Annotated in this window: 25 protein-coding genes and 1 pseudogene; 6 read left to right on the top strand and 20 right to left on the bottom strand. The window is 64.0% G+C overall.

The features are described 5' to 3' along the window. Positions 1-22: 22 nt before the first annotated feature. The 17 genes from THIVI_RS10855 to THIVI_RS10775 all read right to left on the bottom strand — a co-directional run bounded on the left by THIVI_RS10855 (position 23) and on the right by THIVI_RS10775 (position 14,559). On the bottom strand, positions 23-949 hold the full coding sequence (locus tag THIVI_RS10855) for a chorismate transformation FkbO/Hyg5 family protein (protein WP_052315007.1): 927 nt from the start codon (positions 947-949) through the stop codon (positions 23-25). 23 nt (positions 950-972) lie between these two features. Further along, complete coding sequence (locus THIVI_RS10850; RefSeq protein WP_014778640.1) at positions 973-1,824, bottom strand: MipA/OmpV family protein; 852 nt, start codon at positions 1,822-1,824, stop codon at positions 973-975. Between the two features lie 19 nt (positions 1,825-1,843). After that, entirely contained in the window at positions 1,844-3,205 is a 1,362-nt protein-coding gene (gene mgtE, locus THIVI_RS10845; protein ID WP_014778639.1) for a magnesium transporter, read from the bottom strand. 21 nt (positions 3,206-3,226) lie between these two features. Further along, on the bottom strand, positions 3,227-4,969 hold the full coding sequence (gene ptsP, locus THIVI_RS10840) for a phosphoenolpyruvate--protein phosphotransferase (RefSeq protein ID WP_014778638.1): 1,743 nt from the start codon (positions 4,967-4,969) through the stop codon (positions 3,227-3,229). Continuing rightward, positions 4,966-5,235 (bottom strand): HPr family phosphocarrier protein, encoded by a 270-nt coding sequence (locus THIVI_RS10835; protein WP_014778637.1) that lies wholly within the window; start codon positions 5,233-5,235, stop codon positions 4,966-4,968. Before THIVI_RS10835 ends, ptsP begins: the two co-directional genes overlap by 4 nt. Next, on the bottom strand, positions 5,232-5,669 hold the full coding sequence (locus THIVI_RS10830; protein WP_014778636.1) for a PTS sugar transporter subunit IIA: 438 nt from the start codon (positions 5,667-5,669) through the stop codon (positions 5,232-5,234). Before THIVI_RS10830 ends, THIVI_RS10835 begins: the two co-directional genes overlap by 4 nt. Continuing rightward, positions 5,666-6,526 (bottom strand): RNase adapter RapZ, encoded by an 861-nt coding sequence (gene rapZ, locus THIVI_RS10825; protein WP_014778635.1) that lies wholly within the window; start codon positions 6,524-6,526, stop codon positions 5,666-5,668. Before rapZ ends, THIVI_RS10830 begins: the two co-directional genes overlap by 4 nt. Positions 6,527-6,580: 54 nt before the next feature. Beyond that, positions 6,581-7,543 (bottom strand): HPr(Ser) kinase/phosphatase, encoded by a 963-nt coding sequence (gene hprK, locus THIVI_RS10820; protein WP_014778634.1) that lies wholly within the window; start codon positions 7,541-7,543, stop codon positions 6,581-6,583. 25 nt (positions 7,544-7,568) lie between these two features. Next, positions 7,569-8,018 carry a PTS sugar transporter subunit IIA gene (locus tag THIVI_RS10815; protein ID WP_014778633.1) on the bottom strand — a complete coding sequence of 150 codons (450 nt, stop codon included), beginning with the start codon at positions 8,016-8,018 and terminating at the stop codon, positions 7,569-7,571. Between the two features lie 286 nt (positions 8,019-8,304). Continuing rightward, positions 8,305-8,628 carry a ribosome hibernation-promoting factor, HPF/YfiA family gene (hpf, locus tag THIVI_RS10810; RefSeq protein ID WP_014778631.1) on the bottom strand — a complete coding sequence of 108 codons (324 nt, stop codon included), beginning with the start codon at positions 8,626-8,628 and terminating at the stop codon, positions 8,305-8,307. A 30-nt stretch (positions 8,629-8,658) separates the two neighbouring features. Then, positions 8,659-10,143 carry an RNA polymerase factor sigma-54 gene (locus THIVI_RS10805; RefSeq protein ID WP_014778630.1) on the bottom strand — a complete coding sequence of 495 codons (1,485 nt, stop codon included), beginning with the start codon at positions 10,141-10,143 and terminating at the stop codon, positions 8,659-8,661. Positions 10,144-10,380: 237 nt separating this feature from the next. After that, on the bottom strand, positions 10,381-11,106 hold the full coding sequence (gene lptB / locus THIVI_RS10800; protein ID WP_014778629.1) for an LPS export ABC transporter ATP-binding protein: 726 nt from the start codon (positions 11,104-11,106) through the stop codon (positions 10,381-10,383). Positions 11,107-11,175: 69 nt separating this feature from the next. Beyond that, a complete protein-coding gene (gene lptA / locus THIVI_RS10795; RefSeq protein WP_014778628.1) occupies positions 11,176-11,733 on the bottom strand; it encodes a lipopolysaccharide transport periplasmic protein LptA in 558 nt (185 codons plus the stop codon). Beyond that, positions 11,730-12,368, bottom strand: a complete 639-nt coding sequence (lptC, locus tag THIVI_RS10790; RefSeq protein ID WP_014778627.1) for an LPS export ABC transporter periplasmic protein LptC — start codon at positions 12,366-12,368, stop codon at positions 11,730-11,732. Before lptC ends, lptA begins: the two co-directional genes overlap by 4 nt. A gap of 13 nt (positions 12,369-12,381) precedes the next feature. Then, the gene (gene kdsC, locus THIVI_RS10785; protein WP_014778626.1) at positions 12,382-12,903 is read right to left on the bottom strand and encodes a 3-deoxy-manno-octulosonate-8-phosphatase KdsC; all 522 of its coding nucleotides are present in this window, start codon (positions 12,901-12,903) and stop codon (positions 12,382-12,384) included. 40 nt (positions 12,904-12,943) lie between these two features. After that, positions 12,944-13,966, bottom strand: a complete 1,023-nt coding sequence (locus tag THIVI_RS10780) for a KpsF/GutQ family sugar-phosphate isomerase (protein ID WP_014778625.1) — start codon at positions 13,964-13,966, stop codon at positions 12,944-12,946. A 113-nt stretch (positions 13,967-14,079) separates the two neighbouring features. Further along, positions 14,080-14,559, bottom strand: a complete 480-nt coding sequence (locus THIVI_RS10775; RefSeq protein ID WP_014778624.1) for a YbhB/YbcL family Raf kinase inhibitor-like protein — start codon at positions 14,557-14,559, stop codon at positions 14,080-14,082. 327 nt (positions 14,560-14,886) lie between these two features. On the opposite strand from THIVI_RS10775, the gene fusA reads away from it, so the two are divergent. Together fusA and THIVI_RS10765 are read left to right on the top strand one after the other, a co-directional pair. Then, entirely contained in the window at positions 14,887-16,932 is a 2,046-nt protein-coding gene (gene fusA, locus THIVI_RS10770; protein ID WP_014778623.1) for an elongation factor G, read from the top strand. 91 nt (positions 16,933-17,023) lie between these two features. After that, a pseudogene (locus THIVI_RS10765) lies at positions 17,024-18,385 on the top strand (IS1182 family transposase). Positions 18,386-18,566: 181 nt separating this feature from the next. Here the strand turns inward: THIVI_RS10765 and THIVI_RS10760 are convergent. Further along, positions 18,567-19,676 carry an IS5 family transposase gene (locus THIVI_RS10760; protein WP_041447215.1) on the bottom strand — a complete coding sequence of 370 codons (1,110 nt, stop codon included), beginning with the start codon at positions 19,674-19,676 and terminating at the stop codon, positions 18,567-18,569. A gap of 115 nt (positions 19,677-19,791) precedes the next feature. Then, a complete protein-coding gene (locus tag THIVI_RS10755; protein WP_014778622.1) occupies positions 19,792-20,607 on the bottom strand; it encodes a Cof-type HAD-IIB family hydrolase in 816 nt (271 codons plus the stop codon). Between the two features lie 398 nt (positions 20,608-21,005). Here THIVI_RS10755 and THIVI_RS10750 point away from each other — a divergent pair, with 398 nt between their 5' ends. Next, on the top strand, positions 21,006-21,863 hold the full coding sequence (locus tag THIVI_RS10750) for a CPBP family intramembrane glutamic endopeptidase (protein WP_014778621.1): 858 nt from the start codon (positions 21,006-21,008) through the stop codon (positions 21,861-21,863). On the opposite strand, the gene THIVI_RS10745 is transcribed toward THIVI_RS10750, so the two are convergent. Continuing rightward, positions 21,855-22,622 (bottom strand): LytR/AlgR family response regulator transcription factor, encoded by a 768-nt coding sequence (locus THIVI_RS10745; RefSeq protein WP_014778620.1) that lies wholly within the window; start codon positions 22,620-22,622, stop codon positions 21,855-21,857. The genes THIVI_RS10750 and THIVI_RS10745 overlap by 9 nt on opposite strands. Positions 22,623-22,896: 274 nt before the next feature. Between THIVI_RS10745 and argH the strand changes: the two genes are divergently transcribed. From argH to cls, 3 genes are all read left to right on the top strand, one after another. Then, a complete protein-coding gene (argH, locus tag THIVI_RS10740) occupies positions 22,897-24,414 on the top strand; it encodes an argininosuccinate lyase (protein ID WP_014778619.1) in 1,518 nt (505 codons plus the stop codon). A gap of 171 nt (positions 24,415-24,585) precedes the next feature. Continuing rightward, the gene (locus THIVI_RS10735) at positions 24,586-24,942 is read left to right on the top strand and encodes a nucleotide pyrophosphohydrolase (protein ID WP_014778618.1); all 357 of its coding nucleotides are present in this window, start codon (positions 24,586-24,588) and stop codon (positions 24,940-24,942) included. A gap of 7 nt (positions 24,943-24,949) precedes the next feature. Next, the gene (cls, locus tag THIVI_RS10730) at positions 24,950-26,404 is read left to right on the top strand and encodes a cardiolipin synthase (RefSeq protein WP_014778617.1); all 1,455 of its coding nucleotides are present in this window, start codon (positions 24,950-24,952) and stop codon (positions 26,402-26,404) included. The last annotated feature ends 42 nt before the right edge of the window (positions 26,405-26,446 follow it).

The following is a 26,446-nucleotide window of genomic DNA, read 5'->3' as shown; positions in this document are numbered from 1 at the left end:
GGCGTGGATCGGCGCGATCCGGTCAGGCCGGCGCGCAATGGCCCTCGATCTCGATCTCCAGCGCACGACGACAGATCGCCCCGCGCAGATAGAGGATCGGGACATGCCCGCCGGCCCAGACGCGCAGCACGGCGTCCACTTCCCGCGCCCGCTCGGGATCGCGCAGATAGACCTTGAGCCAGCGAAGATGACGCCGGAGCGTCGCGGAATCGCCGGGGACATTGTCGATCACGGCGGCGAGATTACGCAGGGTCTCGCGCAGTTGGCGCGGCAGATGGCCGGGGTGCATGGTGACATGGCCGACGATGCTGGCGGTGCCTGAAATCGCCAGCTCACGGGAGCGTTCCGGCCCGGCATAGAGCATGGCGCGGGCGAACGACGGCGGGCGCGGACCATGGTTCGGGGGATAACGATAGGCGCTGATCTGGCGGGGGTTTTCGATCGGCGTCCCGGCCTGGCTGCCGGCGAGCAGATGGATCGAGAGGCCCGGCGCGTCGCAACCGATGGCGGTGGCCGCCGGACAGCGAGAGTCCGGAATGGCCGCCTCGGCAAACGCCATGGCGCGTCCCCGGCAGAAAGACTGATAGCGTTCGATACCGCCATCGTCTTCGTTGATGCGCGACAGATAGTTCCAGACGCGCAGCGGATGGGGGCAGCGACTGGCGCGCACAAAGGCGAGCAGGCGGGTGTAGGCCTGCCGGGTCAGGCACGTCAGATCCGCCCCGGCGGGTTCGGGCACCAGCAGATGCGCGAACAGAAAGCCCTCGCCGACCACATAACCGATGTCGTCGAACCAGCCCGCCGTGGTGGGTTCGGCAAGCGGCCAGACATCGCGCGCCGGCGCGCCGGCAATGGGTGGCGTACCGATGACGATCCGGCGTGGATCGGCAGGGTCGCGGACATGGCGCGTCCCATAGGCGATCTCCGCCAGAACGCCGTCGTCTGTCACCTTTTCGGCGTCTGATCGATGCGTTATTCGGTCGTCCATTCCCATTGATTGACCTTCACCACGTCGTTGGATTGGAAGGGGAACCAGATCACGACGAAGCCAAGTGTCAAGCCCCCCTGCCGCTCGACCAGCGGACTGTCCTCGAAGACCGCTCCGCCGAGATGATCGTAAACCGCATAGAGGCTGATCAGCCGGTTGCGATCGCGCCGGTACAGACTGGTACGCAGTCGGGAGCCGCCAAATCCCGCCCCGGCATCGTAGGCCGGCCGCCACGCCGTCGCGTCGACGGGATCGACCTGATAGTAATAGCGATGCAGATCCCGTGACCCCCAAAGCAGTTCGCCACTGATGGACCACTTCCACGGCCTGTCGCACAGATCGATCTGTCTGCGGTACGACGCCCTCGGCGTCAGCGCATACCCCACCACATCCACTCCATCGCCAAGCGACAGCGCCACTCGCAGCGGCGCGTCGAGGATCAGCGATTGGCGGTGGCGCGACGCTGTCCACGCCTTATAGCGGAGCATCGGGCCGATTTCCAGGAGCGGATCCAGGGTCTCCATGCCCGCGCGAGCGTCGTTATCGCCGTTGACCGGCACATTGCCATAGAAGCTGACATCCAGACGCAGACGATTGGATTCGCCGAGAACGCCCTTAATGCCTTCCTCGTCGGCCTGGAAAGAGCGACCACGGTAAATGGGCATGACGAAGGGGTAGGGATAGACGCCCGATTCGCTGGAGCCGCGATAATCCGGAATCTGGATGACCCCGCCGCCAAACCCGATCTCCCAGAGTGGTCGCTCTTCGGCATCGGCAAACGTGGTTGATGTTCCGACGAGAAGCAGAATGATGAATAAGACCGTGGCTCGCGCCATTCGTCTGACCTTCCGAAAGTTAAAGCAAAAAGACCGTCGCCAATCCCAGAAACGCCAGAAAGCCCACCACATCCGTCACGGTGGTGAGAATCACCCCGCCGGCCAGGGCCGGATCGATGCCGAGGCGTTCCAGCAAGAGCGGCAACAGCGCGCCCGCGAAGGCGGCGGCGAGCAGGTTGATGCTGATGGCCGCGCCGATGACCAGCGCGATCCGGGTGTCGTGGAACCAGAGCCAGGCGATCAGCGCCACCACCACGGCCCAGACGATGCTGTTGAGCGCCGCGACCGCCATCTCCTTGCGGAACAGCCAGCGGGCGTTCCTGGACGTGAGATGGCCCACGGCCAAGCCGCGGATGGCGAGCGTAAGCGTTTGGGTGCCGGCGATCCCGCCCATGCTGGCGACCACGGGCATGAGGACGGCCAGCGCCACCACCTGCTGAATCGTCGCCTCGAAGCGGCCGATGACCCAGGCGGCGAGAAAGGCGGTCAGCAGGTTGACGCCGAGCCAGAGCGCGCGCCGGCGCGCGCTGAGCAGGACCGGGGCGAACATGTCCTCGGTCTCCGAAAGACCGGCCTGACCGAGAAACTGATGTTCGGCTTCCTTGCGGATCACGTCCATCACATCGTCGACCGTGATACGCCCGAGCAGGCGTCCCTCGTCGTCCACCACCGGCGCGGTGACCAGATCGTGCTGCTCGAAACGAGTCGCGACCTCGTGGGCGCTCCAGGTCGCGGGAATGGCCTGCACGTCCAGCCGCATGGCCTCGGCAACCGAATCCTCCGGGTCGTGGGTCAGCAGATCGGTCAGAGAGAGCACGCCCAGGTAGGATCCCCGGCGATTGACCACGATGAGGTTGTCCGTGATGTCCGGCAGGCCGCCCTTGAGCCGACGCAGATAGCGCATCACGACTTCCAGGGTCATCTCGGGGCGTACCGTCACCGTGTCGGTGTTCATCAGGCCGCCGGCGCTGTCTTCCGGAAATGACAGGGCCTGCTCAAGTCGCTCGCGGCGCTGTTGGTCGAGCGATTTGACGACCTCGCGCGTGATGGCCACAGGCAGATCCCGGATCAGGTCGGCCAGGTCGTCGGTGTCCAGATTGCCCATCGCGGCGATCAGTTCGCCGGTATCCATCAGCCGGATCAGGTGTTCGCGGACATCGTCATGCAGATAGGCCAGCACCTCGCCATCGGACTCGGCCTCCACCAGATTCCAGACCAGTTCGCGTTCCTGAGGCGGCAGGGATTCGAGCAGATACGCGATTTCGGCGGGTTGCAGGGCATTGAGCATGCGCGCGGCCTGACGCATGGCGCCCTGCTCAAGCACTTGGCGCAGGGCGTCGAGACGCGGGCGGTCGGGATGGCTGGGGACGGAGACGCTCATGGGGGGCTTGTCGGTCCGGACTCAAGCCTGATTCAAGGCTTCCAACAGGTGGCTGGGATCCGTCTCGTCGAGCAGATCGAACAGTTGGGCGGTGCGCCGCTGAAGTTCCCGCGAATCGGCGTCAAGCACGATTTCCTTGATGTCGAGCAGCGCCCCCGGCTGCATGCTGAACTCCCGCAGCCCAAGCCCCAGCAGCAGGCGCGTGAAGCGCGGGTCGCCGGCCATCTCGCCGCACATGCTGACCGGAATGTTCAGCGCGCGCCCGGCCTCGATGGTCATGCGGATCAGCCGCAGGATGGCGGGATGGGTGGGGTCGAACAGATAGTTGACGGCGTCGTCCAGACGGTCGATGGCGAGCGTGTACTGGATCAGGTCATTGGTGCCGATGGAGAGAAAGTCCATCCGGTGGGCGATGGCGCGGGCCGCCAGCGCGGCGGCGGGCACCTCGATCATGGCCCCGACCGGCAGGGCGGGATCGTAGCGCAGTCCCTCGCGGTCGAGCTGATGCTTGAGCTGCACAATGAGCGCCAGCACGGTATCCACTTCATGCACATTGGTCACGAGCGGCAGCATCAGGCGGACTGGGCCGAGCGCGGAGGCGCGCAGAATCGCGCGCAATTGCGGTCGGAACAGCTCCGGTTCCTTGAGACAGAGTCGAATCGCGCGCAAACCGAGTGCCGGATTGCAGGCATTGGAGCCGCATCGGACGAACGCCTCGCAGCCTTTCTCGACGCCGAGATCCAGGGTGCGGATGGTGATGGGGATGCCATCGAGTCCCGCGATCATCTCGGCATAGTTGGCCAAATGCTCCTCCTCGTCCGGGAGGTCGTCGCGGTTCATGTAGAGAAATTCGGTGCGGTACAGACCGACGCCAGCGGCGCCGTTGGCCTTGGCCGTGCGCACGTCCTCGGGCAATTCCAGATTGGCCAGCAGATCGATGGCGACCCCATTGCGTGTCAGAGTGGGTCGGCTGACCAATTCGCGCAACCGACGCTGGCGCGCCTCGAACGCGCGCAGGCGCTGGCGGAAATACTCCCGGGTGCGTTCGTCGGCATCGGCGAGCACGGTTCCGGTCTCGCCGTCGACCACCAGAAATTCATTCTGACGCAGATAACGGGTGATCTCGTGGACGCCCATAACCGCGGGAACCCCGAGGCTGCGCGCCAGGATGGCGGTATGCGACATGGGACCGCCGGCTTCGGTGACGAAGGCCGCCGCGCCGCGGTGGCGCAGCAGGATGGCGTCGGCGGGCATGAGATCGTGCGCCACCACCACGCAGCCGTCGAGATCCTTGATTCCGGGGTTGAGCGCGGGCGCTTCGCCGCGCAGGAAGGACTGAATCTGACGGACCACATGCTCGATATCGTCGCGCCGGGTGCGCAGATAGGGGTCGTCCATCTCGTCGAAGACCCGAATCAGGGTGTCGCGCTGTAACTGGAGCGCCCACTCCGCATTGCACAATTGATCGGTCACGATGCGCCGGACCTCGTCGATGAGGGCGGCATCTTCGAGCATCAGCAGGTGGGCGTCGATGAACTCGGCGATCTTGATGGGGGTGTGGCGCGGGATCTGTTCGCGTACCGCCTGCAAGGCCTCGCGCGCGGCGGCCACGGCCAGATCCAGTCGGGCGATCTCGGCGCCGATCTGATCGCTGGCGATGGGGGTGAGGAAGGCGCCGCCGCGTCCGCGCGCGTCGATGAACGCCGGCCCCAGGGCAATCGGACAGGACGAGGCGATTCCGATGCCCTGAAAGGCGGTGGTCATTCGGCCTCCCCGAAGCGCTCGCGGATGAGTGTCTCGATCGACACCATTGCGTCCTCCTCGTCGTCGCCGACGGCCTCGACCGTGACCCAGGTGCCCTGACTCGCGGCCAGCATCATCACCCCCATGATGCTTTTGCAGTTGACGCGCTGATCGCGCCGCTCGATTTCGATATGGCTGCGGTAGCGCGTGGCGCATTGCACCAGCTTGGCTGCCGCGCGCGCGTGCAGACCCAGTTTGTTGCAGATCTCGAATTCCCTGCGAATCATGTGACCTGGATCCTGCGTGCCGGTATCGTGCGCTGCTCGCCTGCGGCGACGCACAGGCGGATACCATCGCGCGCGCCCTGCGCGGCCTTCTCGGCCACCGTCTCCAGATCCAGCGCGGCGTAGTTCAATGCCCGCAGCAGCATCGGCAGGTTCACGCCTGCCAGCACCCGCGCGCGCTCCAGGCGATCCAACAGAACCATCGCGACATTGGCGGGCGTGGCGCCGAAGAGGTCGGTCAGGATCAGCACGCCATCGCCCTGGTCGAGTCGCGCGGCGCGCCGCAGACCCTCGGCGACGAGATCTTCGCACGGGGTATCGTTGATCACCTCCAGCGCCTCGATGCCGGGCGGACGGCTGCCCAGAATCTCGGTGGCGACACTCAGCAGATCCCCCGCGAGCGGACGATGCGTAATCAGAAGAAGTCCGACGCTCATGGCAATTCCCGATGTCTCACGATGACCTTGTGACCGTCACCCTCGAAGAAGCGACGCAGTGCCTCGGTCATGTAGACCGAGCGATGTTGACCGCCGGTACAGCCGATGGCGATCGTCAGATAACTCCGCCCGTCGGTCTCGAAGGACGGGATCCAGTGCGCGAGAAAGGATTGAATGTCATCGCGCATCCGCTGGACCTCGGGGCTTGCCTCCAGAAACGCCACGACCGGCGGATCGCGTCCGGTCAGCGGTTTGAGTTCGGGCTGCCAGTGCGGATTGGGCAGGCAACGCACATCGAACACGAAATCCACATCCTGCGGCACGCCATGCTTGAACCCGAACGACTGGAGCAGAATCGACGCCTTGGGCGAGACGCTGCCGACCAGCCAGCCGCGTACCCGATCGCGCAACTCGTGGACATTGGTCTGGGTGGTGTCGATGAGGATCCCGGCGCAGCTCCGGATCGGCTCCAGCAGGTCGCGTTCGAGCTGGATCGCCTCGCCGAGCGAACGGTCGCCCCGGGTGAGCGGATGCTTGCGGCGGGTCTCGCTGAAACGCTTGATCAAAGTGTCGGTGTTCGTTTCCAGAAAGATGACGCGACAGTCGATGCCTCGCTCCTGAGCGGTCCGGACAAGTTCCGGGAGCAGGCGCAGTTCATCCGGATTGGTCCGGGCGTCGACACCGACCGCCGTGTTCGTGAACGCCTCGTCAAGCGCCGCCTTGCGCAGCCCCAGCACGAGGTCTTTCAGCAGAAAGAGCGGCAGGTTGTCGATACAGTAATAGCCCAGATCTTCCAGCGTGTGAAGTGCGACGCTTTTCCCGGAGCCGGATAGTCCACTGAGAATAACCAGTTTCATGATTGAGTGCGCTTCAGGTCGGGCTGACGGAAGACGACGCTTGAGCCTGTGACGTCAGCGTCGGGCGGCTGGCGGATCGGGTCGATCGATACTGATGGCGCGGGCTTGCCGATCGATGAAATCCACGCCCGCGTCGTAGCCGCGGATGCGCAGGATCTGATGTCGCACCGCCGCCTCGACCAGAATGGCCAGGTTGCGGCCCGGCGCCACCGGCATGACGATCTTCGGGATCGCGACGCCCAGGATGGTGGCCGCCGTCAGGCTGCCGGTGAGTCGATCGATGCATTCGAGCTGTTGGTGATCCAGTGGTTGCAGGTCGATGATCAGGTTGAGCGTCTTGCTGCGCAGCACGGCGCCTTCGCCGAACATGGCGCGGATGTTGAGGATACCCAGACCGCGGACTTCGAGAAAGTCCCGCAGGGTTTCCGGACAGGTGCCTTCGAGCACCTCGGGGGCGATCCGCGCGAAGCGGGGCGCGTCGTCGGCGACGATGCGGTGACCGCGGGTGATCAACTCCAGCGCCAGTTCGCTCTTGCCGACCGCCGGACTGCCGACCAGCAGCACGCCCATGCCCAACACTTCGATAAAGACACCATGCACCGTCTTGCGTTCCGCGAGCGCATGGGTCAGAAAATAACGCAGGTGGTTGATCAGTTCCTGATCGCCGAGCGTGGAAGCCAGCAGCGGCGTCTGCGTGCCTTCGGCATATTCGAGCAATGCCGCGCCAGGCTCGATGCCATCGGAAAAGATCACCGCCGCGGGACGGTCGGCGAAGAGTTTTTCGATGGTTTCGGCGAAGGCGGTCGCGCCCAGGGCATGCAGATACGCCTGTTCCTGCTGACCCACGATCTGCAGGCGGTTGGGATGGATACAGTTCAGCGATCCGATCAGCGACTGGCGGGAATGCTCGGGAGCCTCGCCCTGCAAGGGGCGCGGCTCGCGCGGCTCGGGCGTCAGCCAATGCAGCTTGAGCTGGGATCCGGTCTGCGCAATCAGGGACTGAAGGCTATCGATCATCGCTGGCGGCCGTTGCAAGGGCGGCTTAGCGCGAGTTCAACACTTGCAGGAGCAATGCCGGCGAATCCGCCGCGCGCAGTTTCGCCCGGATCGCCGGATCGTTGAACAGACTGGCCAGATGCGCCAGGAGGCGCAGATGTTCGTCGTTCGCGGCATCCGGCACCAGCAGCGCAAAGGCGAGATCCACCGGCTCGCCGTCGGTCGCGTCATAGTCCACGCCCCGGACCGTCTGCACGAAGGCTCCCAACACCTCCGTGACCTCCTTGATCCGGGCATGCGGCAAGGCGATGCCATGGCCAAGTCCGGTACTGCCAAGGCGCTCGCGTTCCAGCAGTCGCTCGAACACGGTCTCGGTGTGCAGGCGCGGATGACCGCTTGCCAGCAGTTCGGCCAGCGTTTCGAGCAGGCGTTTTTTGCTCGCGATCTCAAGAGCGCACCCGATTCGGGCTTCGCTGATCAGGTCTGGGCTCAACATGGCTCAACGTCCTAGGATTCGCGGACGCGCATGGCGGCCGCCAGGTCTTCGCGCGCATTCCGCGGGCAGTCTCGCGGGTTCGGCGCGATGGTCGCGCAATCGCTGTCTAGGGTCATGAATTCGGGTCTCCTGCGATCGACCTGTCGGCTGGATCTGAGCCTAATGGTGGTGATCGTCTCTCGTCGTCTCAATAAAAAACACCCCGAACGGTCAGTCAACGAGCCGCCCGAGGTGCCTGGTGCGTGCCTACGGAAGCAACGCGTTCGCCTTCAATGCTCGGCCGCGGCTATTCCTCCGCCTCGGCGATTTTCGCAACAGGACCGCGGTGGCTGCTTTTCTTTTCCTTGTGGCGCAGCACCTGGCGATCAAGCTTGTCGATCAGGGCATCGATCGCCGCGTACATATCTTCGTGGGTAGAGTCGGCAAACACATTACCCCCATTGACATTGAGTGTCGCCTCCGCCTTTTGGGCGAGTTTTTCAACGCTGAGGACGACGTGGGCGTTGATGACGTGGTCAAAATGTCGCCCCAGGCGCTCGAATTTGTTCTCGACATAATCCCTGAGTGCATCGGTAATGTCGATGTGGTGACCCGTCAGGTTGATCTGCATCGTGTGACTCCTTAAGGTTCAAACGGCCTGTCAATCCAGGCGTTTGCGCTCGTTCGAGGGTGGGAGACCCATTGCCTCGCGGTATTTGGCGACTGTCCGGCGCGCGACCTTGATCCCCTGACCCTCAAGCTCCTTGGCGATTTTCTCGTCGCTCAGTGGCTTCCTGGCGGACTCCGCCGCGATCAGTTTGCGAATCAGGGCGCGGATGGCCGTGGACGAACACTCGCCGCCAGAAGCGGTATTGACGTGAGAGGAAAAAAAATATTTGAACTCGAAAGTGCCTCGCGGGGTGTGCATGTATTTCTGCGTGGTGACCCTGGAGACGGTGGATTCGTGCAATTCGAGCGCCTCGGCAATGTCGCGCAGAATCATCGGCCGCATCCCCTCGTCGCCCTGCTCGAAAAAATCCTGCTGCATTTCCACGATCTTGGAACCCACGCGCAGGACGGTATCGTTGCGGCTCGCCAGACTCTTGATGAACCAGCGTGCCTCCTGCAGATGGCTCTTCAGGGTCGTACCGTCGGCGCTCTGATCGGAGCGGCGGATCAAGCGCGCATAGTCCGCGTTCACTCTCAGTTTAGGCGTCGATTCGGGATTCAGCTCGACCAGCCAGCGGCCCTCCAGCTTGCGCACGAAGAGGTCCGGGACAACGTACTCCGAAGGCGCCGCCTCGATCAAGGATCCAGGCCGCGGATTGAGTCGGCGAATGAGTTCGATGGCGCTGACGATCTCCGGCTCCGGCGCATTGAGCAGGCGCGCCAGCGCGGCGATGTCTTTTCTCGGCAGATGCTCGAACCCGTCGCGGCAGATGGCAATGGCCAGGTCGCGGCAAGGCGTCTCCGAGGGCATCTGGCGCAATTGAAGCAGCAGACATTCCCGCGGATCCCGCGCGCCCACCCCGGGCGGATCGAGCGATTGGACGCGATGGAGCAGGGTCTGCACCTCATCGGCACCGATCTCCGGGTGGTCGATCGTGGTCAGCAGATCCTCGATGTGGGTGCGCAGATACCCGTCCGCGTCGATGGCGTCGATGATCGCCTGGGCGATCATGAAATCGCGCTCGTTGAGACGGCTGAGGTTCAGTTGCCAGGCGAGATGATCGTGCAGCGTTTGCGGACGGCTTTGGTGGGCGAAAGGGTCGTAGTCCGCGCCGTCATCGCCGCCTTGAGCGGCGGTGGGCAGATAGCTGTCGTAGACATCCTCCCATTGCGTATCGACCGGAAGCTCGTCGGGCATCTCGCTGGACTCGGACGGAACCTCCCGATCGATCCGCAGATCCTCCTCGGCGCGCGTGCGCGCGACCTCCTCGATCGGCTGGATCCGGCTGTCGCTCGCCTCGCTGGCACTGAATCGCTCGGCATCGTCGCCCTCCTCCAGCATGAGATTGGTATCGAGCGCCTCCTGTATCTCTTTCTGAAGTTCGAGCGTGGACAATTGCAGAAGCTTGATCGCCTGCTGCAACTGGGGCGTCATGGTGAGGTGTTGGCCGAGGCGAAGCTGGATGGATTGCTTCATGGAGCGCGAGTGCGTCTTGAGATGATCCCGTTCGAGTGCGAAAGCGTTAAGCGCGTCTTCGGCGATTCTAGCCCATTTCAATCTCCCGCGTTCGCCGTGTCCGGGCAGGGGGAGTGATGATGATTTTATCTTACACCCTTCCCGATCATGGCGGGGGCGTTAAATCGCAAACTTCCCCCGAGCGGCCGGGAGACCGACGCGGGTTGCGCGCGCGGCATGGCCGATGGCGTTTCAGGGCTACATGGAAAAATCGGCGCCCAGATAGACATCCCGTGCCTGCTGGTTGGCGAGCAGATCGGCCGGCACCCCGGCGGCGATCACCGTCCCGGCGCTGATGATGTAGCTGCGGTCGCAAATGTCGAGCGTCTCGCGCACATTGTGGTCGGTGATGAGCACCCCGATCCGACGGTCGCGCAGATGGGAGACGATGGCCTTGATGTCGCCGACCGCGATGGGATCGACCCCGGCGAAGGGTTCGTCCAGCAACATGACGATCGGGTCCACGGCCAAGGCGCGAGCAATCTCCAGACGCCTGCGCTCCCCGCCCGAGAGACTGAGCGCGAGCGAATCGCTCACATGCGCGATCCCCAGCTCTTCGAGCAGTCGCTCGCACTGTCGCTCGCGCTCGGGACGCTTGAGATCCCGGCGCGTCTCCAGGATCGCCAGGATGTTCTCGCGCGCGGTGAGTTTGCGAAACACCGAGGGCTCCTGAGCCAGATAGCTCAGTCCGGCGCGCGCGCGCGCATGCATCGGCAGCCGCGTGATATCGCGATCGTTCAGCAGGATGCGGCCCTGATCCGCGGCGATCAGACCGACGATGAGATAGAAGCAGGTGGTCTTCCCGGCCCCGTTGGGTCCGAGCAGCCCCACCACCTCGCCTGGATTCACGGCGACGCTGACGTCCTGCAACACCTGGCGACCGCGGTAACTCTTTTTCAGTCGTTCGGCATGCAGCGCGGTCAACTGGATCTCCTCCTACGTGGCTCGAAACCGACATTCGGGACGTTCGCTCCCGCCGGATGCGGCGTGAGCTTAGCGCGATTGCGGGGTGATGGTGATCTTGACCCGTTCCGAGCCGCCGGCGCGAAACCGCGCCCGCGCGCGGTCGTAGATGATCCGTTCGCTGGCGAGTCGATCCGCGCCCTGGATCAGCAGACCCTCGCCGATCAGGATCAATTCGTCCTTGTCGGCATCGTATTCCATCCGCCTGGCGAACGCCTGGACCTCGCCCTGGCGGTTGTCGAGTTGCTGTCGATACTTGGCCGGCGCTCCCAACGCGACGAAAAATCTGGGTTGACGGTCTTCCCGATGGTAAACGGTCACATGGTCGGCGAGCAGCCGCATGCTGCCCTGATCAACCTGGACATTGCCGACATAGACGCTGATGCTGTCGGTCTCGCGCACCTCGACATCATCGGCCTCGATGAAGATGGGCTGTTGGGCGTCCTCCTGGAGCGCCCAAGCCGGCGTCCAGATGCTGGCGGCCAGGCAGACGGCCATGAACAGTGCGCGCCGGACGGGGCGCGGCATGCTTGCCTTGAGCCAGATCGCGGGTAAGGACCGCCGCCGACAGGGTGCGAGGATGCTCATGGCGGCGTCTCCCGGGTTAACTCGTCGTCTGGCGCGGACTCCGGCGCGAACCGGATGCGGGCGCGGCCATGGAAGGTGGTCCGCGTCGGCTCGGTATACCAGAGCCGCATGCCATTGGCGGTCAGCGAGTCGCCGTCGCTGAGGATGCGGACCGGAAGATCCGTTTCCGCAAGCGCCTGCTTGCGCCAGACATCGATCCGTTCGGTCTCCAGATGCACCGGACGGGTCTGGCCGTCCCCCTCCCGATCCAACTGGACATCTCCGATGAGCCGAACCTGATCGCCGCCGGTCAGCACAAGACCCTCCTGAGCGCGCGCCTTCCAAGGCGGACCGGCGGACTGAAACAGTTCCAGGTGCGGACGATCGAGTTCGGACCGATCCTCCCTGACGAAATGGCGCAGTTCATCGGCCAGCAGGCGCCGGCTTGGCCGACCGACCTCATCGGTATCCACCGCGGCGAAATTCAGGACGACATAATCCGGCAGGCGCGGACGCGCGTCCAGCACCGGTGCGGTATCGGGAGGCGACTGAAGCTGCCACCAGGCGATCAGGCCCGAGACGACGAAGCAGGCGCCCAGCAAGAGTTGCCGGCGCGACCAGGACGGCCGCGAAAACCGCGAGGCGTTCGGGCTCATGAAAAACGAATGCTCATTGGAAACGACTCATGGCTCGATCCAGAGCGCCCTGGGCATCCAGGATGAATTCGCAGACTTCGCGCGCCGCGCCCTGCCCGCCGCCGGCACGGGTGCGCCAGTGGGCATGCTGCTGGACCCGCGGATGGGCGTCGCCGACGGCGACCGCCAGACCGACCCGACGCATGATCGGCAGATCCACCACATCGTCGCCCACATAGGCAATCAGATCGTCCGTCAACGAAAGGCGCTGCTTAAGTTCCTCATAGGCCGGCAATTTATCCCGGTAGCCCTGGTACACATCGGAGATCCCGAGACTTTCCATGCGCATCCGCACAACCTTCGAGGTACGCCCGGTAATCACCGCCAGACGGATGCCGGCATCCAGGAGCAGGGTCATGCCGAGTCCGTCGCGGGAGTGAAACGCCTTGTATTCCTGACCGTCGTCGCCGAGGAAGAGACTGCCATCGGTCAGCACCCCGTCGACATCGAAGATCACCAGACGGATGCGGGCGGCGCGTTCTTGAATGTCCTGCATACAACGGTACCCTCTTGTAAGCTGACGAAAGGCGACGGGGTCAAACCACCCCAGCCCTGAGCAGATCGTGCATGTTCAAGGCTCCGATCGGGCGCCGGTTCGGGTCGAGCACCAGCAGTCCGTTGATCGACCTGGACTCCATGAGCTGGAGCGCCTCGGCCGCGAGCGCCTCGGCGGCGACGGTCGCGCACTGGCGCGTCATCACCTCGTCGATCGCTGTCCGGTGGACCGAGATCCCGCGATCGAGCGCGCGCCGGAGATCGCCATCGGTAAAGATCCCGGCCAGGGTGCCATCGGCATCGACCACCGCGGTCATCCCCAGCCCCTTGTGCGACATCTCATCCAGGGTTTCCAGCAGCGAGGTGCCGAGCGTCACGCTCGGCAGCCGTTCGCCCCGATGCATGATCTCGCCGACATGCAGCAACAGTCGACGTCCGAGACTGCCGGCCGGGTGCGAGCGAGCGAAGTCCTCGGCGGTGAATCCGCGACTTTCGAGCAACGCGATCGCCAGCGCGTCGCCCATCGCCAACGCGGCGGTCGTGCTCGACGTGGGCGCGAGCCCCAGCGGGCAGGCCTCGCTCGCCACGCCGATATCCAGGCTCGCGTCAGCCTCTCGGGCGAGGGTGGAGTCGCGGCGGCCGGTCATGGTGATCATCGGCACCCCCAGCCGCTTGAGAATCGGCAGGATGGTCAGGAATTCCTCGGTCTCGCCGGAATTGGAAATGGCGAGCACCACATCGCGCGGGGTAATCATCCCCAGGTCGCCGTGGCTCGCCTCGCCGGGATGGACGAAAAAGGCCGGGCTCCCCGTACTGGCCAGAGTCGCGGCGATCTTGCCGCCGATGTGCCCCGATTTGCCCATGCCGAGGACCACGATGCGACCCTCGCAGGCGAGCATGAAGCGGCAGGCAGTCACAAAGTCGGCGTCAATCCGTCCCGCTAGCGCGGCGACCGCGGCGGCCTCGGTCTCGATCACCGCGCGCCCGAGCGCCTGAATCTTCTCCGCCTCCCCTGGCGCGAGGCTGGCCTGTCGCGCGCCCAGTTGTCGTCGTTCTTTGGTCATGCCGAATATCGCTCGGATCTGGTTCAGGGGCGACGCAAAAATACACCAATGCACGTCATACTGTCGCGCCGTCGAGTGATCGCGGGCCTTGCCAGCGGGGAGTGCGATCGAATTCAAGCCTGTTTTTCGTAGGTTCCCACCAGCTCGGCATGGGCGAGAATGTGCTCGTCCATCGCCAGCAGAAGGTCGTCCTTGCCGGGATTGCCCAGCTCGGACGGCAGGCGGGCATCCAGCGCGTAGAGCCGATGGAAATAGCGATGCCGGCCGATGGGCGGACAGGGACCGCCGTAGCCGGTGCGCCCCCAACTGTTGATCCCCTCGCCAGTCCCCGCCGGCAAGGCAGCGGACGCCACGCCCTCCGGCAGCCCCGGAGAGGTCGCGGGCAGGTTATAGAGCACCCAATGGTCCCAAACCATGCGTGGGGCGGCGGGATCGGGAGCATCCGGGTCATCGACGATCAGGACCAGACTTTCGGTGCCGACCGGCAGGTTGTCCCAAGTCAACGGCGGCGAGACATCCTCACCCTCGCAGGTGAATCGACGCGGAATCGGATCGCCATCGACAAATGCATCGGAGTTGAGAACCAGTGCCATCTTTTACCCTCCAGGGATCTGCTAACGTTGCTCACGACATCGGGAAGAATCGGACATGGCGGCGAGACGCCGAAACCAGCGCATCATCCCGCAAGATCCTCCTCAATCGCTGTGCGTCCTTAGGCGGCCAATTGGCCGCCATTTTTTGTCCGCCTGTCGATGACCGCCGCGCATTGAACATTGATCCAACGCAGGCGCCGCGGCATTGCACCGACATACCGCCGGTGCGACATCTCGGTTACAGTATAATTTCGGTTCTTCGAACAATCAGCCGAAAGGGCGCGCCAGCGCCCTGCATTCCACTCAAGCGCCACGACAGGATCACCGATGTCTGACTACAATGCCGAGGACGTCCGCAATATCGCACTGGTCGGCCACGCCGGCTCCGGTAAGACCACGTTGGTAGAGGCACTGCTCGCCGCCACCGGCGTCATCCCCAGCCCTGGAAACGTCGCCAAGGGGACCACCGTCTGCGACTTCGACCCGCTGGAAAAAGAACTGCAACACTCGCTGGACGCGGCTATCACGAGCTTCAGTACCGGCGGCAAACACATCAATCTAATCGACACCCCCGGCTACCCGGATTTCCTCGGACGCAGCATCTCGGTTCTGCCCGCCGTGGAGACCGCCGCCCTGGTCATCAATGCTCAGTCCGGCATCGAGCCAATGAGCATCCGCATGATGAAGGCCGCGCAGAACCGCAAGCTGTGCCGTCTCATCGTCGTCAACCAGATCGACGCCCCGGATCTCGACCTTGCCGGCCTGACCGAGCAGATCCGCGAGACCTTCGGCGCCGAGTGTCTGCCGATCAATCTGCCGGCCGACGGCGGCAAACGGGTCGTCGACTGCTTCTTCCAGCCGACCGGCGAGGGCGCCGATTTCACCTCGGTGGAAGATGCCCACAGCCACATTATCGATCAGGTCGTGGAAGTCGACGAGGCGCTGATGGAGGTGTATCTGGAGCAGGGCCAGGATCTGGCACCCGAACAGCTCCATGATCCCTTCGAGACCGCGCTGCGCGAGTCTCACCTGATCCCGGTCTGTTTCGTGTCCGCGCAGACCGGCGCAGGCATCCCCGAATTGTTGGAGATTCTGGCGCGGCTGATGCCCAACCCATCCGAAGGCAACCCGCCACCCTTCCTGAAAGGCGAAGGTGCCACGCTGCTGCCAGTGACCGTCAAGCCCGATCCGTCGCTGCATGTCGTGGCGCATGTCTTCAAGATCATCAACGATCCCTTCCGGGGCAAGCTCGGCATCTTCCGCATCCATCAGGGCCGCATGACGACGGGCGCTCAGATCCTGATCGGCGACGCCCGCAAGCCGTTCAAGGTCAATCATCTCTACCGACTGCATGGCAGCGAATTGATCGAGGTGAGCGAAGGCGTCCCCGGCGACATCCTCGCCGTCTCGCGGGTCGACGACATTCATTTCGACGCCGTGCTGCACGACTCACACGAAGAAGACCACTTCCACCTCGCCAGCCTGGAATGCCCGCTGCCGCTGTTCGGACTCGCCATCAACACCGCCAAGCGCGGCGACGAGCAGAAGCTGACCGACGCGCTGCATAAGCTGGAGTCGGAAGATCCCTGTTTCCATCTCGAACACAACGCCGCCGCCAACGAGACCATCATCCGCGGTCTTGGCGAGTTGCACCTCAAGGTGCTGCTGCGCCGGCTGACCGAACAATTCCATGTCGAGGTGGAGACTCACCCGCCGAGCATCCCGTACCGCGAGACCATCATGGGCAAGGCGGAGGGGCATCACCGGCACAAGAAGCAGACCGGTGGCGCGGGCCAGTTCGGCGAGGTCTATCTGCGGGTCGAGCCCAACGAACGCGGCGCCGGCTTCGAATTCATCGACGCGGTGGTCGGCGGCGTCATCCCAGGCAACTTCATCCCCTCGATCGAAAAGGGCGTGCGTCAGGTTTTGGATGAAGGCGCCGTCGCCGGTTATCCGCTCCAGGATGTCAAGGTCACCGTCTATGACGGCAAATTTCATCCCGTGGATTCCAAGGACATCGCCTTTGCCACCGCCGGTCGCAAGGCGTTCGTCGACGCCGTGCTCAAGGCCCAACCGGTCATCCTGGAACCGATCGTCAAGATCCGCATCACCGCCCAGGACAGCGCCATGGGCGATCTGGCGGGGGATCTGTCGAGCCGGCGCGGCCGCATCAACGGCAGCGAGACCAAGAGTCGCGGCCGCATCCTGCTCGAAGGCGAGGCGCCGCTAGCGGAGCTGTCGGGCTATGACGCCCGACTCAAGGCCATGACCGGCGGCGAGGGCACCTACAGTATCGAACTCAGTCATTACGACCCGGTGCCCGCCAACATCCAGAAGCAGATGGCCGACGCCTATCAGCGGGCGGAAGACTGAGAGCTTGTGAACAAACCTCCCGACCCTGTGCGAGGCGGTGGGTGGGGAGTATAATGGCCCCATTGAATTGACAGTCGGTAATCGACGAGCGATGTCCAACGAGCGGCAACCAAGTCTGTTTGACGCTGCCCCCAGTCTTGCGGAACGGCCCCCGCCCGTCGCGACGACGGTGGCCGCGGGTGTGGCGCGGATCCTGATGCCGAATCGGACGCAACTGGAACGGCGCCCGTGCGACCTGGAGGCGCCGTTGCCCGCAGGGCATCGGGCGCGCCTGGTCTGGGCGTGGGTCGAGCGGGCGGACGTGAGCGGCATGTATGCGGTCATCCGTGCGTTCGAAGGCGGTAGCGGACGCCCCGGAGATCCTGTTCGCGCTGTGGCTGTATGCGACGCTGGAGGGGGTTGGCAGCGCGCGGGCGGTGGCGAGGCTGACCCAGGAGCACGACGCCTACCGGTGGATCTGCGGCGGGGTGCAGGTGAACGACCACACCCTGTCGGATTTTCGCACGGCGCATGGCGAGGTGCTCGACGCCTTGTTGACCGACAGCGTGGCGGCCTTGCTGGCGGTGGGGGCGGTGACGCTCAAGCGGGTGGCCCAAGATGGGATACGCATCCGCGCCAGTGCCGGGGCGGCCTCGTTCCGGCGTGGCGAGACGCTGGAGCGGTGTCTGGAGGCGGCGCAGGCACAGGTCGAGGCGCTCAAGCGTCAGTGCGAGGATGACCCCGGCGCTACGACCCGGCGACAACAGGCGGCCCGTGAACGCGCGGCCCGTGAGCGGCAAGAACGCATTGAGCAGGCGCTCACGCGTCTGCCGCAGATGGCCGAGATCAAAACCAAACAGGGCAAGAAGGCAGAGGCGGCGCGGGTTTCCACGACCGATGCCGAGGCGACGGTGATGACGATGGCTGACGGCGGTTATCGTCCCGCCGACAACGGCCAGTTCGTCAGCGACACGGCATCACACGTCGTTGTCGGCGTGGAAGCGGCCACGGCGGGAACGGACATGGCGCAACTGACCCCCATGATTGAGCAGGTCAACGAGCGCTATGGGCAGGCCCCTGACGAGTGGCTGGTCGACGGTGGCTACCCGGCCCACGAGCAACTCGAACAAGCCGCCGCGTCGACCGTTGTGTATGCCCCGCGCCGAAAGACGCGCAGACCGATCCGCACGTCGCCAAAGCGGGCGCCAGCGAACCCGTCGCCGCGTGGCGCGAACGCATGGGCACCGACGCGGCGAAGGACCTCTACAAAGAACGGGCATCCACGCCCGAGTGCGTCAACGCCCAGGCGCGCGAGCGCGGCCTCACCCGTGTGCGGGTCCGCGGCACCCCCAAAGCGCGCTGTGTGCTGCTACTGCATGCCCTGGCTCATAACCTGATGCGCACCTTCGCCCTGGCGCCCGATCTGCTCGGGTACGGGAGCGGTGCGTCTGCGGAACCGGCTATGGCCACATAACAGATTGATATAACGTGAAGCGCCGTGTGGGGCCGCCAATCGGCCCGTGACGGACCACCGTTTCGCGACGCCCAGGCGGATAATCGTGTACGAGACCATCTCGTCAGGACTGGGGCGTTTGCATCGCCGCGATGCCGCGAAAATCGAATTGTTCACAACCTCTGAGAGGGTGTAGACAAAATCAAACCGTTGTGGTCAACCGCCGCAGCAGGATGCGCGCCTCCGCCAGCCAAACCCAGGTTTCGGAGACCGCTGGCAGACGGTCATGATGCATGATCAATCGACGGGCACGCTCATTCCACGCATGGGTGCGCTCGACAACCCAGCGCTTCGGCAGCGGAACGAAGCCGTCGGCGTTGGCGATCACCACTCGGTCAGGCGCCCCGTCCACGTGCCAGGAGCCAACGCTTTTGTTGGCTGGATGGCGCACGACTTCCACGCGGATCGCGTGGGTCTGCTCGGTGGTTTGGGCAAATTGACCGGCGTAGGCGCTATCGACAAACAGCGTGTTGATCTGGGGGTACTTGGCGGCCGCGTCAGCGACGGCGCCCGAGGCGGCATCGCGGTCCTGAAGATTGGCCGCGACCACGCTCACCGCCAACACGAACCCCAAGGTATCGACCACCAGGCTGCGCTTGCGCCCCTTGACCTGCTTGCCCGCATCAAAGCCGCTCGGTCCACCCTGCGGCGAGCCGCGGGTCGATTGCGCATCCAGCACCGCCGCCGTCGGCGCGATCTCACGCCCCTCGCGTTCGCGCCATTGCCCCCGCAGTCGATCATGCATCTGCTCAAACTTCCCAGCCGCACTCCAACGGCGAAACGTCTTGTAGACATTCTGCCAAGGCGCGAAATCGTGCGGCAGCATCCGCCACGCGCACCCCGTGCGCACCACGTAGCAACACGCCTCCAGGATGCTCCGGCGCGACACGCGGGGCGGTTGACCCCGCCCGCCCGGCATCTCAAAGAGAGCGGCGACCAAGTCCCACTCCGCATCGGTCAGACAACTTGGGTAGCTTTGGTCGGGGTCGTGGCGACGATGCGCATCCGTATACCCATACCGACGCGGCGTTGCGCGCGCTTGCGCCTCGAGACCACTCTCGCCCCGGAGGCGCGTGACGCCCGCCTCCCGCAAGGACTTGCGAATCGTTGCTTCATGAGCCTCGATTCCCGTCCGTGCCGCGAGTTCCCGGGCAATCTCTGACAGCGTGGAGGTCGGGCGATCCGTGACAATTTGACGCAATACCGCTTGCTCCGCCTCGTGAATCTTGGGGGGACGACCAGCTTTCGACATCAGCGCACACCAGCTCAGTTGTAGACTGGTATACAAATAGCAGCTCAATTATTTTTGTCTACACCCTCTGAGCGGCAGTTTGCCAGAATGTGATAGGTGATGAGGGCGGTGCGGTTTAAAGTGTGTCGTCAACCTGGAACTGGAAGGCACGAGCCAGATAGCGGGCAACCGATTCATCCGTGTTCGATCCGATCACCTCCAAATCGGGCAACGCGTCTTTCAACTCCGGCGCGGCGTTGCCCATCAAGACCCCTTTACCCACGTCGCGCAGCATTTCCAGATCGTTACGACCGTCGCCGAAGGCGATCACGTTCGCGGGTTGGATGCCACGCTGCTCCAGCGCGCGGGCGAGCGCCGCGCCCTTGGAAACCCCCTGGGCCATGACTTCCAGCACGTTCGGGAGCGAATAGGTGATGGTGAGCCGGTCGCCATGACCATCAAGGATCAGACGCTCCAGGCCGCGCAGATACGCAGCGTCGTCATGGAAATAGAAGACCTTCAGCACGGGCGCGTCGTCGAGCGCGGCGAAGTCGCTGACTCGATAGGCGAAACCTGATTCCCGGTGATACTGGAGCAGGCTCGGTTCAGGCGTCTCGACGACCCAGTCGTCGATCCGGTACACATTCGTCTGCGCCCGAGCGAAGGCCGGACCGGACAACAGAAAGGGGAGGCAATCGGGGTCGATCGCACGGCAATGCAGCAGCTGGTCCAGGCGGTCATGTACCGCCGCGCCATTGCTGGAAATCAGGCCGTCCGGACCACCCAACCGCCCGGAAAGTCCGCGGATGTCTTGATAATGACGCCCGGAGGCGAGCATGATCTCGATCCCCTGCCGCCGCAGGGCGCTCAAGATCTCGCGGGTATAATCGCCCAGCCGATGCTCGGCATTGAGCAGGGTTCCGTCGAGATCCGAAACGATGAGTTTGTACATTTTAAAGCGCGTCCATCGTGGAGACTTTGGGTGTCAATGGTAGGCTGACACCTTAGCGCAACCTGGAGTCTCGTGCTGGACGCGCTTTAAAGTTGATGGACACTGTCTAAGTTTCACGCGGAGACGCGGAGCACGCGGAGAGTCGGAAGCGGTCCGACGGCTCACGCCGAGCGATTGCCATCGGGAGGCCCCTTGGAGCCCTTCCCCATCATTCATCCTGTCTTTCTCCGCGCACTCCGCGCACTCCGCGCCTCCGCGTGAGATCGTCATTCAGCAACTGTCCATTTTCGACGTCTCGACTGCTGCCAGACAGTGCCGCTCACGTCGGGAAACAGTTGATGGACACTTTCTAACCACTAACCACTAACCACTAACCACTAACCACCACCATCGACGACATGCGCGCGACCCTTCAATTTTTCCTCTATCTCCTCGTCTGCCTGATTCTGGCTGCGCTGCTCGCCCCCGCGCTGCTGGCGACCGGCTGGATCGATCTGGAGCCCCAGCGGGCGATGGGCCGTCTCGCCCAGATCTTCATGCTGCTCGGCATCTGGCCTTTGCTGCGCTGGCTGTCGCTCGCCGATCGCGGTGCGCTGGGCTATGCCGTGAGCGGGCGGGTCTGGCGCCGCTCGGTGGGACTGGGCTGGTTGCAGGGCGTGGCAATTCTGCTGGCCCTGGTGCTGGTTCTGCTCGCGCTGGACATCCGGATTCCGGACCCGAATCCCTGGCCAGGCATTGCCGGTAAAGCCGCGCAGGCGCTGATCGGCGGTTTGCTGATCGGATTTCTGGAGGAAACCTTTTTTCGCGGCGCGCTCTATAGCGCGATCCGGCGCCGCGACGGCATGCGCTCCGCCATCGTCTGGTCCGCGCTGCTCTACGCCCTGGTGCACTTCATGAAACCGGGCGCGCTGCCCGCCGGCATGGTCTTCGACTGGACCGGTGCGCTCTGGATGTTCGCCCATGTCTTCGGCGATCTCTTTCAATGGAACAACCTGGATTCCATGGTCGCGCTCTTTTGCGTGGGCGTGTTCCTGGCGCTGGTTCGCGAGCGCACCGGGCAAATCGGCTGGTGTATCGGGCTGCATGCCGGCTGGGTCTTCGTGATCCAGATGACACGCCGGGTCACGGACGGCAACGATGCGTCCAACGTCGCCTTTCTGGTGGGCGAGTATGACGGCACCATCGGCTGGCTCGCGGCGCTTTGGATCGGGCTGTTGGCCTTTGGCTTTTGGACGCTCACGCGCCGGTCATTCTGATGGTTCAAGGGTTCGCTCGCGCAGCCAACGGCGGACCTTCGCCACATGTCGACGGCTCACGGGCAGGCGTTCGTCGCAGTCGCTCAATCTTGCCTGAAAGTGACCCTGACCGGTTTTCTCCAAACCGACCAGCCGCGCGCGCGCCACCAGTGCATTGCGATGAATGCGCACAAAAAGATCCCCGAATTCCTGCTCGAAGGTGCGTAGCGATTCGTCGACCAGCAATTCGCCGCCGGGATGGCGAATCGCGACATATTTCTGATCCGCCCGCAGAAAGAGGATGTCGCGGACTGGCGCCGTACACACTTGACCGCGATAGCGCGCGCTGATCTGGCGACGACGGCCCGGATACGGGGCGACCGGGGATTCGACTCCAACCACCGGGACGGCTGACTGGTTCAACTGACGGCTGATCCGTGCGAGTTCCTCTTCCAATCGTTCGCGCTGTACGGGTTTGGGCAGACAGGCCGCCCCCTGACTACCTGTGACGGCTGAGGTTGACGGTTCGTCGGCCGCCATCAGAATGACCGCTGGCGGCGCGTCTAGTTGAGCCAGTCGCCGGACGACCTCGGTCCCGCTCATGCCGGGCATTCGCGCATCCAGCAGAACGAGATCGATCGGCTGCGACCGGCAGCAGGAAATCGCCTCCCACCCGTCCGCGGCCTCTCCGGCCAGCGCATGATCGCCATCGAACTCGGCGAGCAGATGCCGGAGCTGGTCTCGGGCGGAGGAATCATCGTCAACAACCAGAATCCGCATCGCCGTTGCCATTCCCGTTGGTGATCGAAAACAGTGCGCCAACCGCGCTCAAGCCGGAGCGTTCGCGCTGGATGCGCTTTCACAAGATAGACCAGAAAAACGACTTGTACTTGGTGGCTGTAGACAGGGTAACGCTGAGCGGCTCCAGGGTGACTGTTCGCCTTAGGTTGGCCGGAACGACGATCCTGGTCTAGGATGCATCCGGTGACACCAGGTCCGATACGGGAAAGACAGCGTGTAGAATCGAACCTTTGCCACTTGCCGGATCTTCTGAATGAATGAACCAAACCCCTCCGCCAAGCCCTGGGCCGGGCGCTTCAATGCGCCGACCGATGCCTTCGTCGAGGCCTTCACCGCCTCCGTCGACTTCGATCGGCGGCTGTACCGCTACGACATTCAGGGTTCGATCGCCCATGCGACCATGCTGTCCCGTCAGGGCATCCTGACCGCCACCGAGCGCGACGCCATTGTGAGCGGGCTGGAGGCGGTGCGCGCGCGGATCGATGCCGGCGAATTTGTCTGGTCGATCCCGTTGGAGGATGTTCACATGAACGTGGAGTCCGCGCTCACCGCCGACATCGGCGAGGCCGGCAAGAAGCTGCACACCGGGCGCTCGCGCAACGATCAGGTCGCCACCGACGTGCGGCTCTGGCTGCGCGACGAGATCGACGCCATCCGCGCCGCCATCCTGCGGCTCCAGCAGGCGCTGCTCGATCTGGCCGAACGCGAGGTCGACACCATCCTGCCCGGCTTCACCCATCTTCAGGTCGCCCAGCCCATCACCTTCGGTCATCACCTGCTGGCCTGGTTCGAGATGCTGGAGCGCGACCGCGAGCGCCTCGCCGACTGCCGCCGGCGGATGAATGTGATGCCGCTCGGCGCCGCCGCCCTGGCCGGGACGACCTATCCCATCGATCGCCACTACACCGCCGAACTGCTTGGCTTCGACCGCCCGGCCGAAAACTCGCTCGATGCCGTCTCGGATCGCGACTTCGCCATCGAATTCGCCGCCGACGCCGCCATCCTCATGATGCATCTGTCGCGCTTTTCGGAGGAACTTATCCTCTGGTCCTCGGCTCAGTTCGGCTTCGTCGAGCTTGCGGACAGCTTCTGTACCGGCTCCTCGATCATGCCGCAGAAGAAAAACCCGGACGTGCCCGAACTGGTCCGCGGCAAGAGCGGACGCGTCTTCGGTCATCTGATGGGGCTGTTGACCCTGATGAAAGGCCAGCCGTTGGCCTACAACAAGGACAATCAGGAAGACAAGGAACCGCTGTTCGACACCGTCGACAACCTCAAGGGTTCGCTCAAGGTCTACGCGGACATGATGGGCAACCTGACCTGCAACCGCGAGCGGATGCGCGCCGCCGCCAAACAGGGCTTCAGCACCGCCACCGATCTGGCCGATTATTTGGTCCGCCGGGGCATTCCCTTTCGCGACGCCCATGAAATCGTCGGCAAGGCGGTCGCGCTCGGCGTGCGCGAGGGGCGCGATCTGGCCGAACTGACGCTGGCCGAACTGCGCCAGTTCTCGGACGCCATCGGCGAGGAGGTCTTTGCGGTGTTGACGCTGGAGGGTTCGGTCGCGGCGCGCGATCACCTCGGCGGCACGGCCCCGGCCCAGGTGCGCGCGGCGATTGCGCGCGGGCGGGAGCGGTTGGGTGCGTCTGAGGATGACGATACCGCCCGAGAATCTCAATTTCGTCAACTCGTTTCAGAGACATCGGAAACATTGGAAAAATGGCGGCAGAGCCAGGATATTTCGGAGAGTTCTAACCCGCATCCAGCATGAATGCGCTGTTTTCGAATGAGTACGACCTCGGATCAATCAAGGGCAATCCTGACAAATGCGATTTAAATTATTGAATTTCAATATATTAAATCGCGTCTAGCACCGGCTCTTTGGGTTGCCGGAGAGGCTGCCTATCGCTCAAACGTCATCTATCACTCAGGACGCAATTTAATGCCCGATAGTCTCCACCAGCTCAACGCCCGTCTGCTCCAGTTCGCCCGCGAGCGCGACTGGGAACAGTTTCATTCGCCTAAGAACCTCGCCATGGCGCTCGCCGGGGAGGCCGGCGAGTTGCTGGAGCATTTTCAGTGGCTCACGGAGGCGCAGAGCGCCGCGCTGGAGGACGAAAAAAAGCGGCGGGTGGCCCATGAACTGGCGGATATTCTGCTGTATCTGATCCGTCTGTCCGAACGGCTTGGGGTGGATCTGATCGCCGCGGCCGAGGAGAAGATCGCGATCAACGAACAACGGTATCCGGCGGAGAAGGTGCGCGGGGATGCGCGGCGGGCGGAAGAGTATCCTGAATGAGGATTCTATGAACAATAGCCCGCTGATCGCCGCGCTGCTGTTGGCGCTCCATCTGTCGCTGCAGATCGCGCTCATCGTGCGGGCGCTGCTGCGTCCGCATCGGGATCCGGCTTCGCGCATCGCCTGGGTCGTCGTCATGGCCGCGTTGCCGCTCGTCGGCATCGTCGCCTACGTCCTGCTCGGCGAAGTCAATCTCGGCCGCCGGCGAATCGAGCGGATGCGCGCGACACTGGCGCGGTTGCCAAATTTGACGACCGCGCCAGGGATGGCGCGGGCCATCGTGCTTGCACAGCCTCCGGAACGCATGGCACATCTGTTCAGCGTGGGCCAATCCATCAGCGGCTTCGCACCCGTTGGCGGTAACCGCGCGAGCCTGTTGCCGGATTCCGATGCCGCCATCGAGGCGATCGTGGCCGACATCGACGCGGCGCGGGACACGGTCCATCTGATTTTCTACATCTGGCTGCCGGATGGAAATGGCGGCAAGGTCGTCGCGGCGCTGAAGCGTGCCGCCGCGCGCGGCGTGATCTGCCGCGCCATGGCCGATGATCTCGGCTCGAAGCTGATGATCCGTTCGCCGCACTGGGAGTCGATGCGACACGCCGGTATTCGGCTGGCCCGCGCGCTGCCCATCGGCAACCCCTTGCTGCGCCCGATGAAGGGTCGGATCGATCTGCGCAACCACCGTAAGATCGTCGTCATCGATAACCGGATTACCTATTGCGGCAGTCAGAACTGTGCCGACCCCGCGTTTCGGGTCAAGCCGAAATACGCGCCTTGGGTGGATGCGATGATGCGCTTCGAGGGTCCGGTGGCGCGGCAGAATCAGTTTCTCTTCGCCGCCGACTGGATGTCGCATGTGGACGAGGATCTCGGCGAACTGCTGCTGCGTTCGGTGGATGCGCCGGAAATCGGCTTTGCCGCCCAGGTGATCGGTACCGGCCCAACCGTGCGTTACGCGGCCATGCCGGAACTGTTCGAGACGCTGATGTTCAGCGCGCGGCGCGAACTCGTCATCACCACGCCCTACTATGTGCCGGACGAGTCCATTCAAGCCGCGCTGTGCGCCAGCGCCCGCCGTGGCGTTTCCACGACCATCGTCTTTCCGGCCCGCAATGACAGTTGGGTTGTCGGCGCGGCGAGCCGCAGCTATTACGCCGACCTGTTGGATGCCGGGGTCAAGATTTACGAATACCTGGGCGGTCTGCTGCACACCAAGTCGCTGACCCTGGACGGCGAGGTGACGCTGATCGGCTCGGCCAATATGGATCGGCGCAGCTTCGATCTGAATTACGAGAACAACATTCTGCTCCACGACCCGGTACTGACCGCCGCGATGCGCCAGCGTCAGGACAGCTACATCGCCAAGGCGCGGGCGGTGACGCCGGCCAGTGTCGCCGGCTGGACCCGCCACCGCCGGTTATGGAACAACACCATCGCGATGCTCGGCCCCGTGCTTTGACCTTCGCGGCGGGTCCAGGGACTGGCAAGGCCGTTGGGGAAT

The organism is Thiocystis violascens DSM 198 (assembly GCF_000227745.2).
GTDB lineage: Bacteria > Pseudomonadota > Gammaproteobacteria > Chromatiales > Chromatiaceae > Chromatium > Chromatium violascens.
The sequence above is the reverse complement of the archived record's forward strand: the minus strand, read 5'-3'. Positions and strand labels throughout refer to the sequence as shown.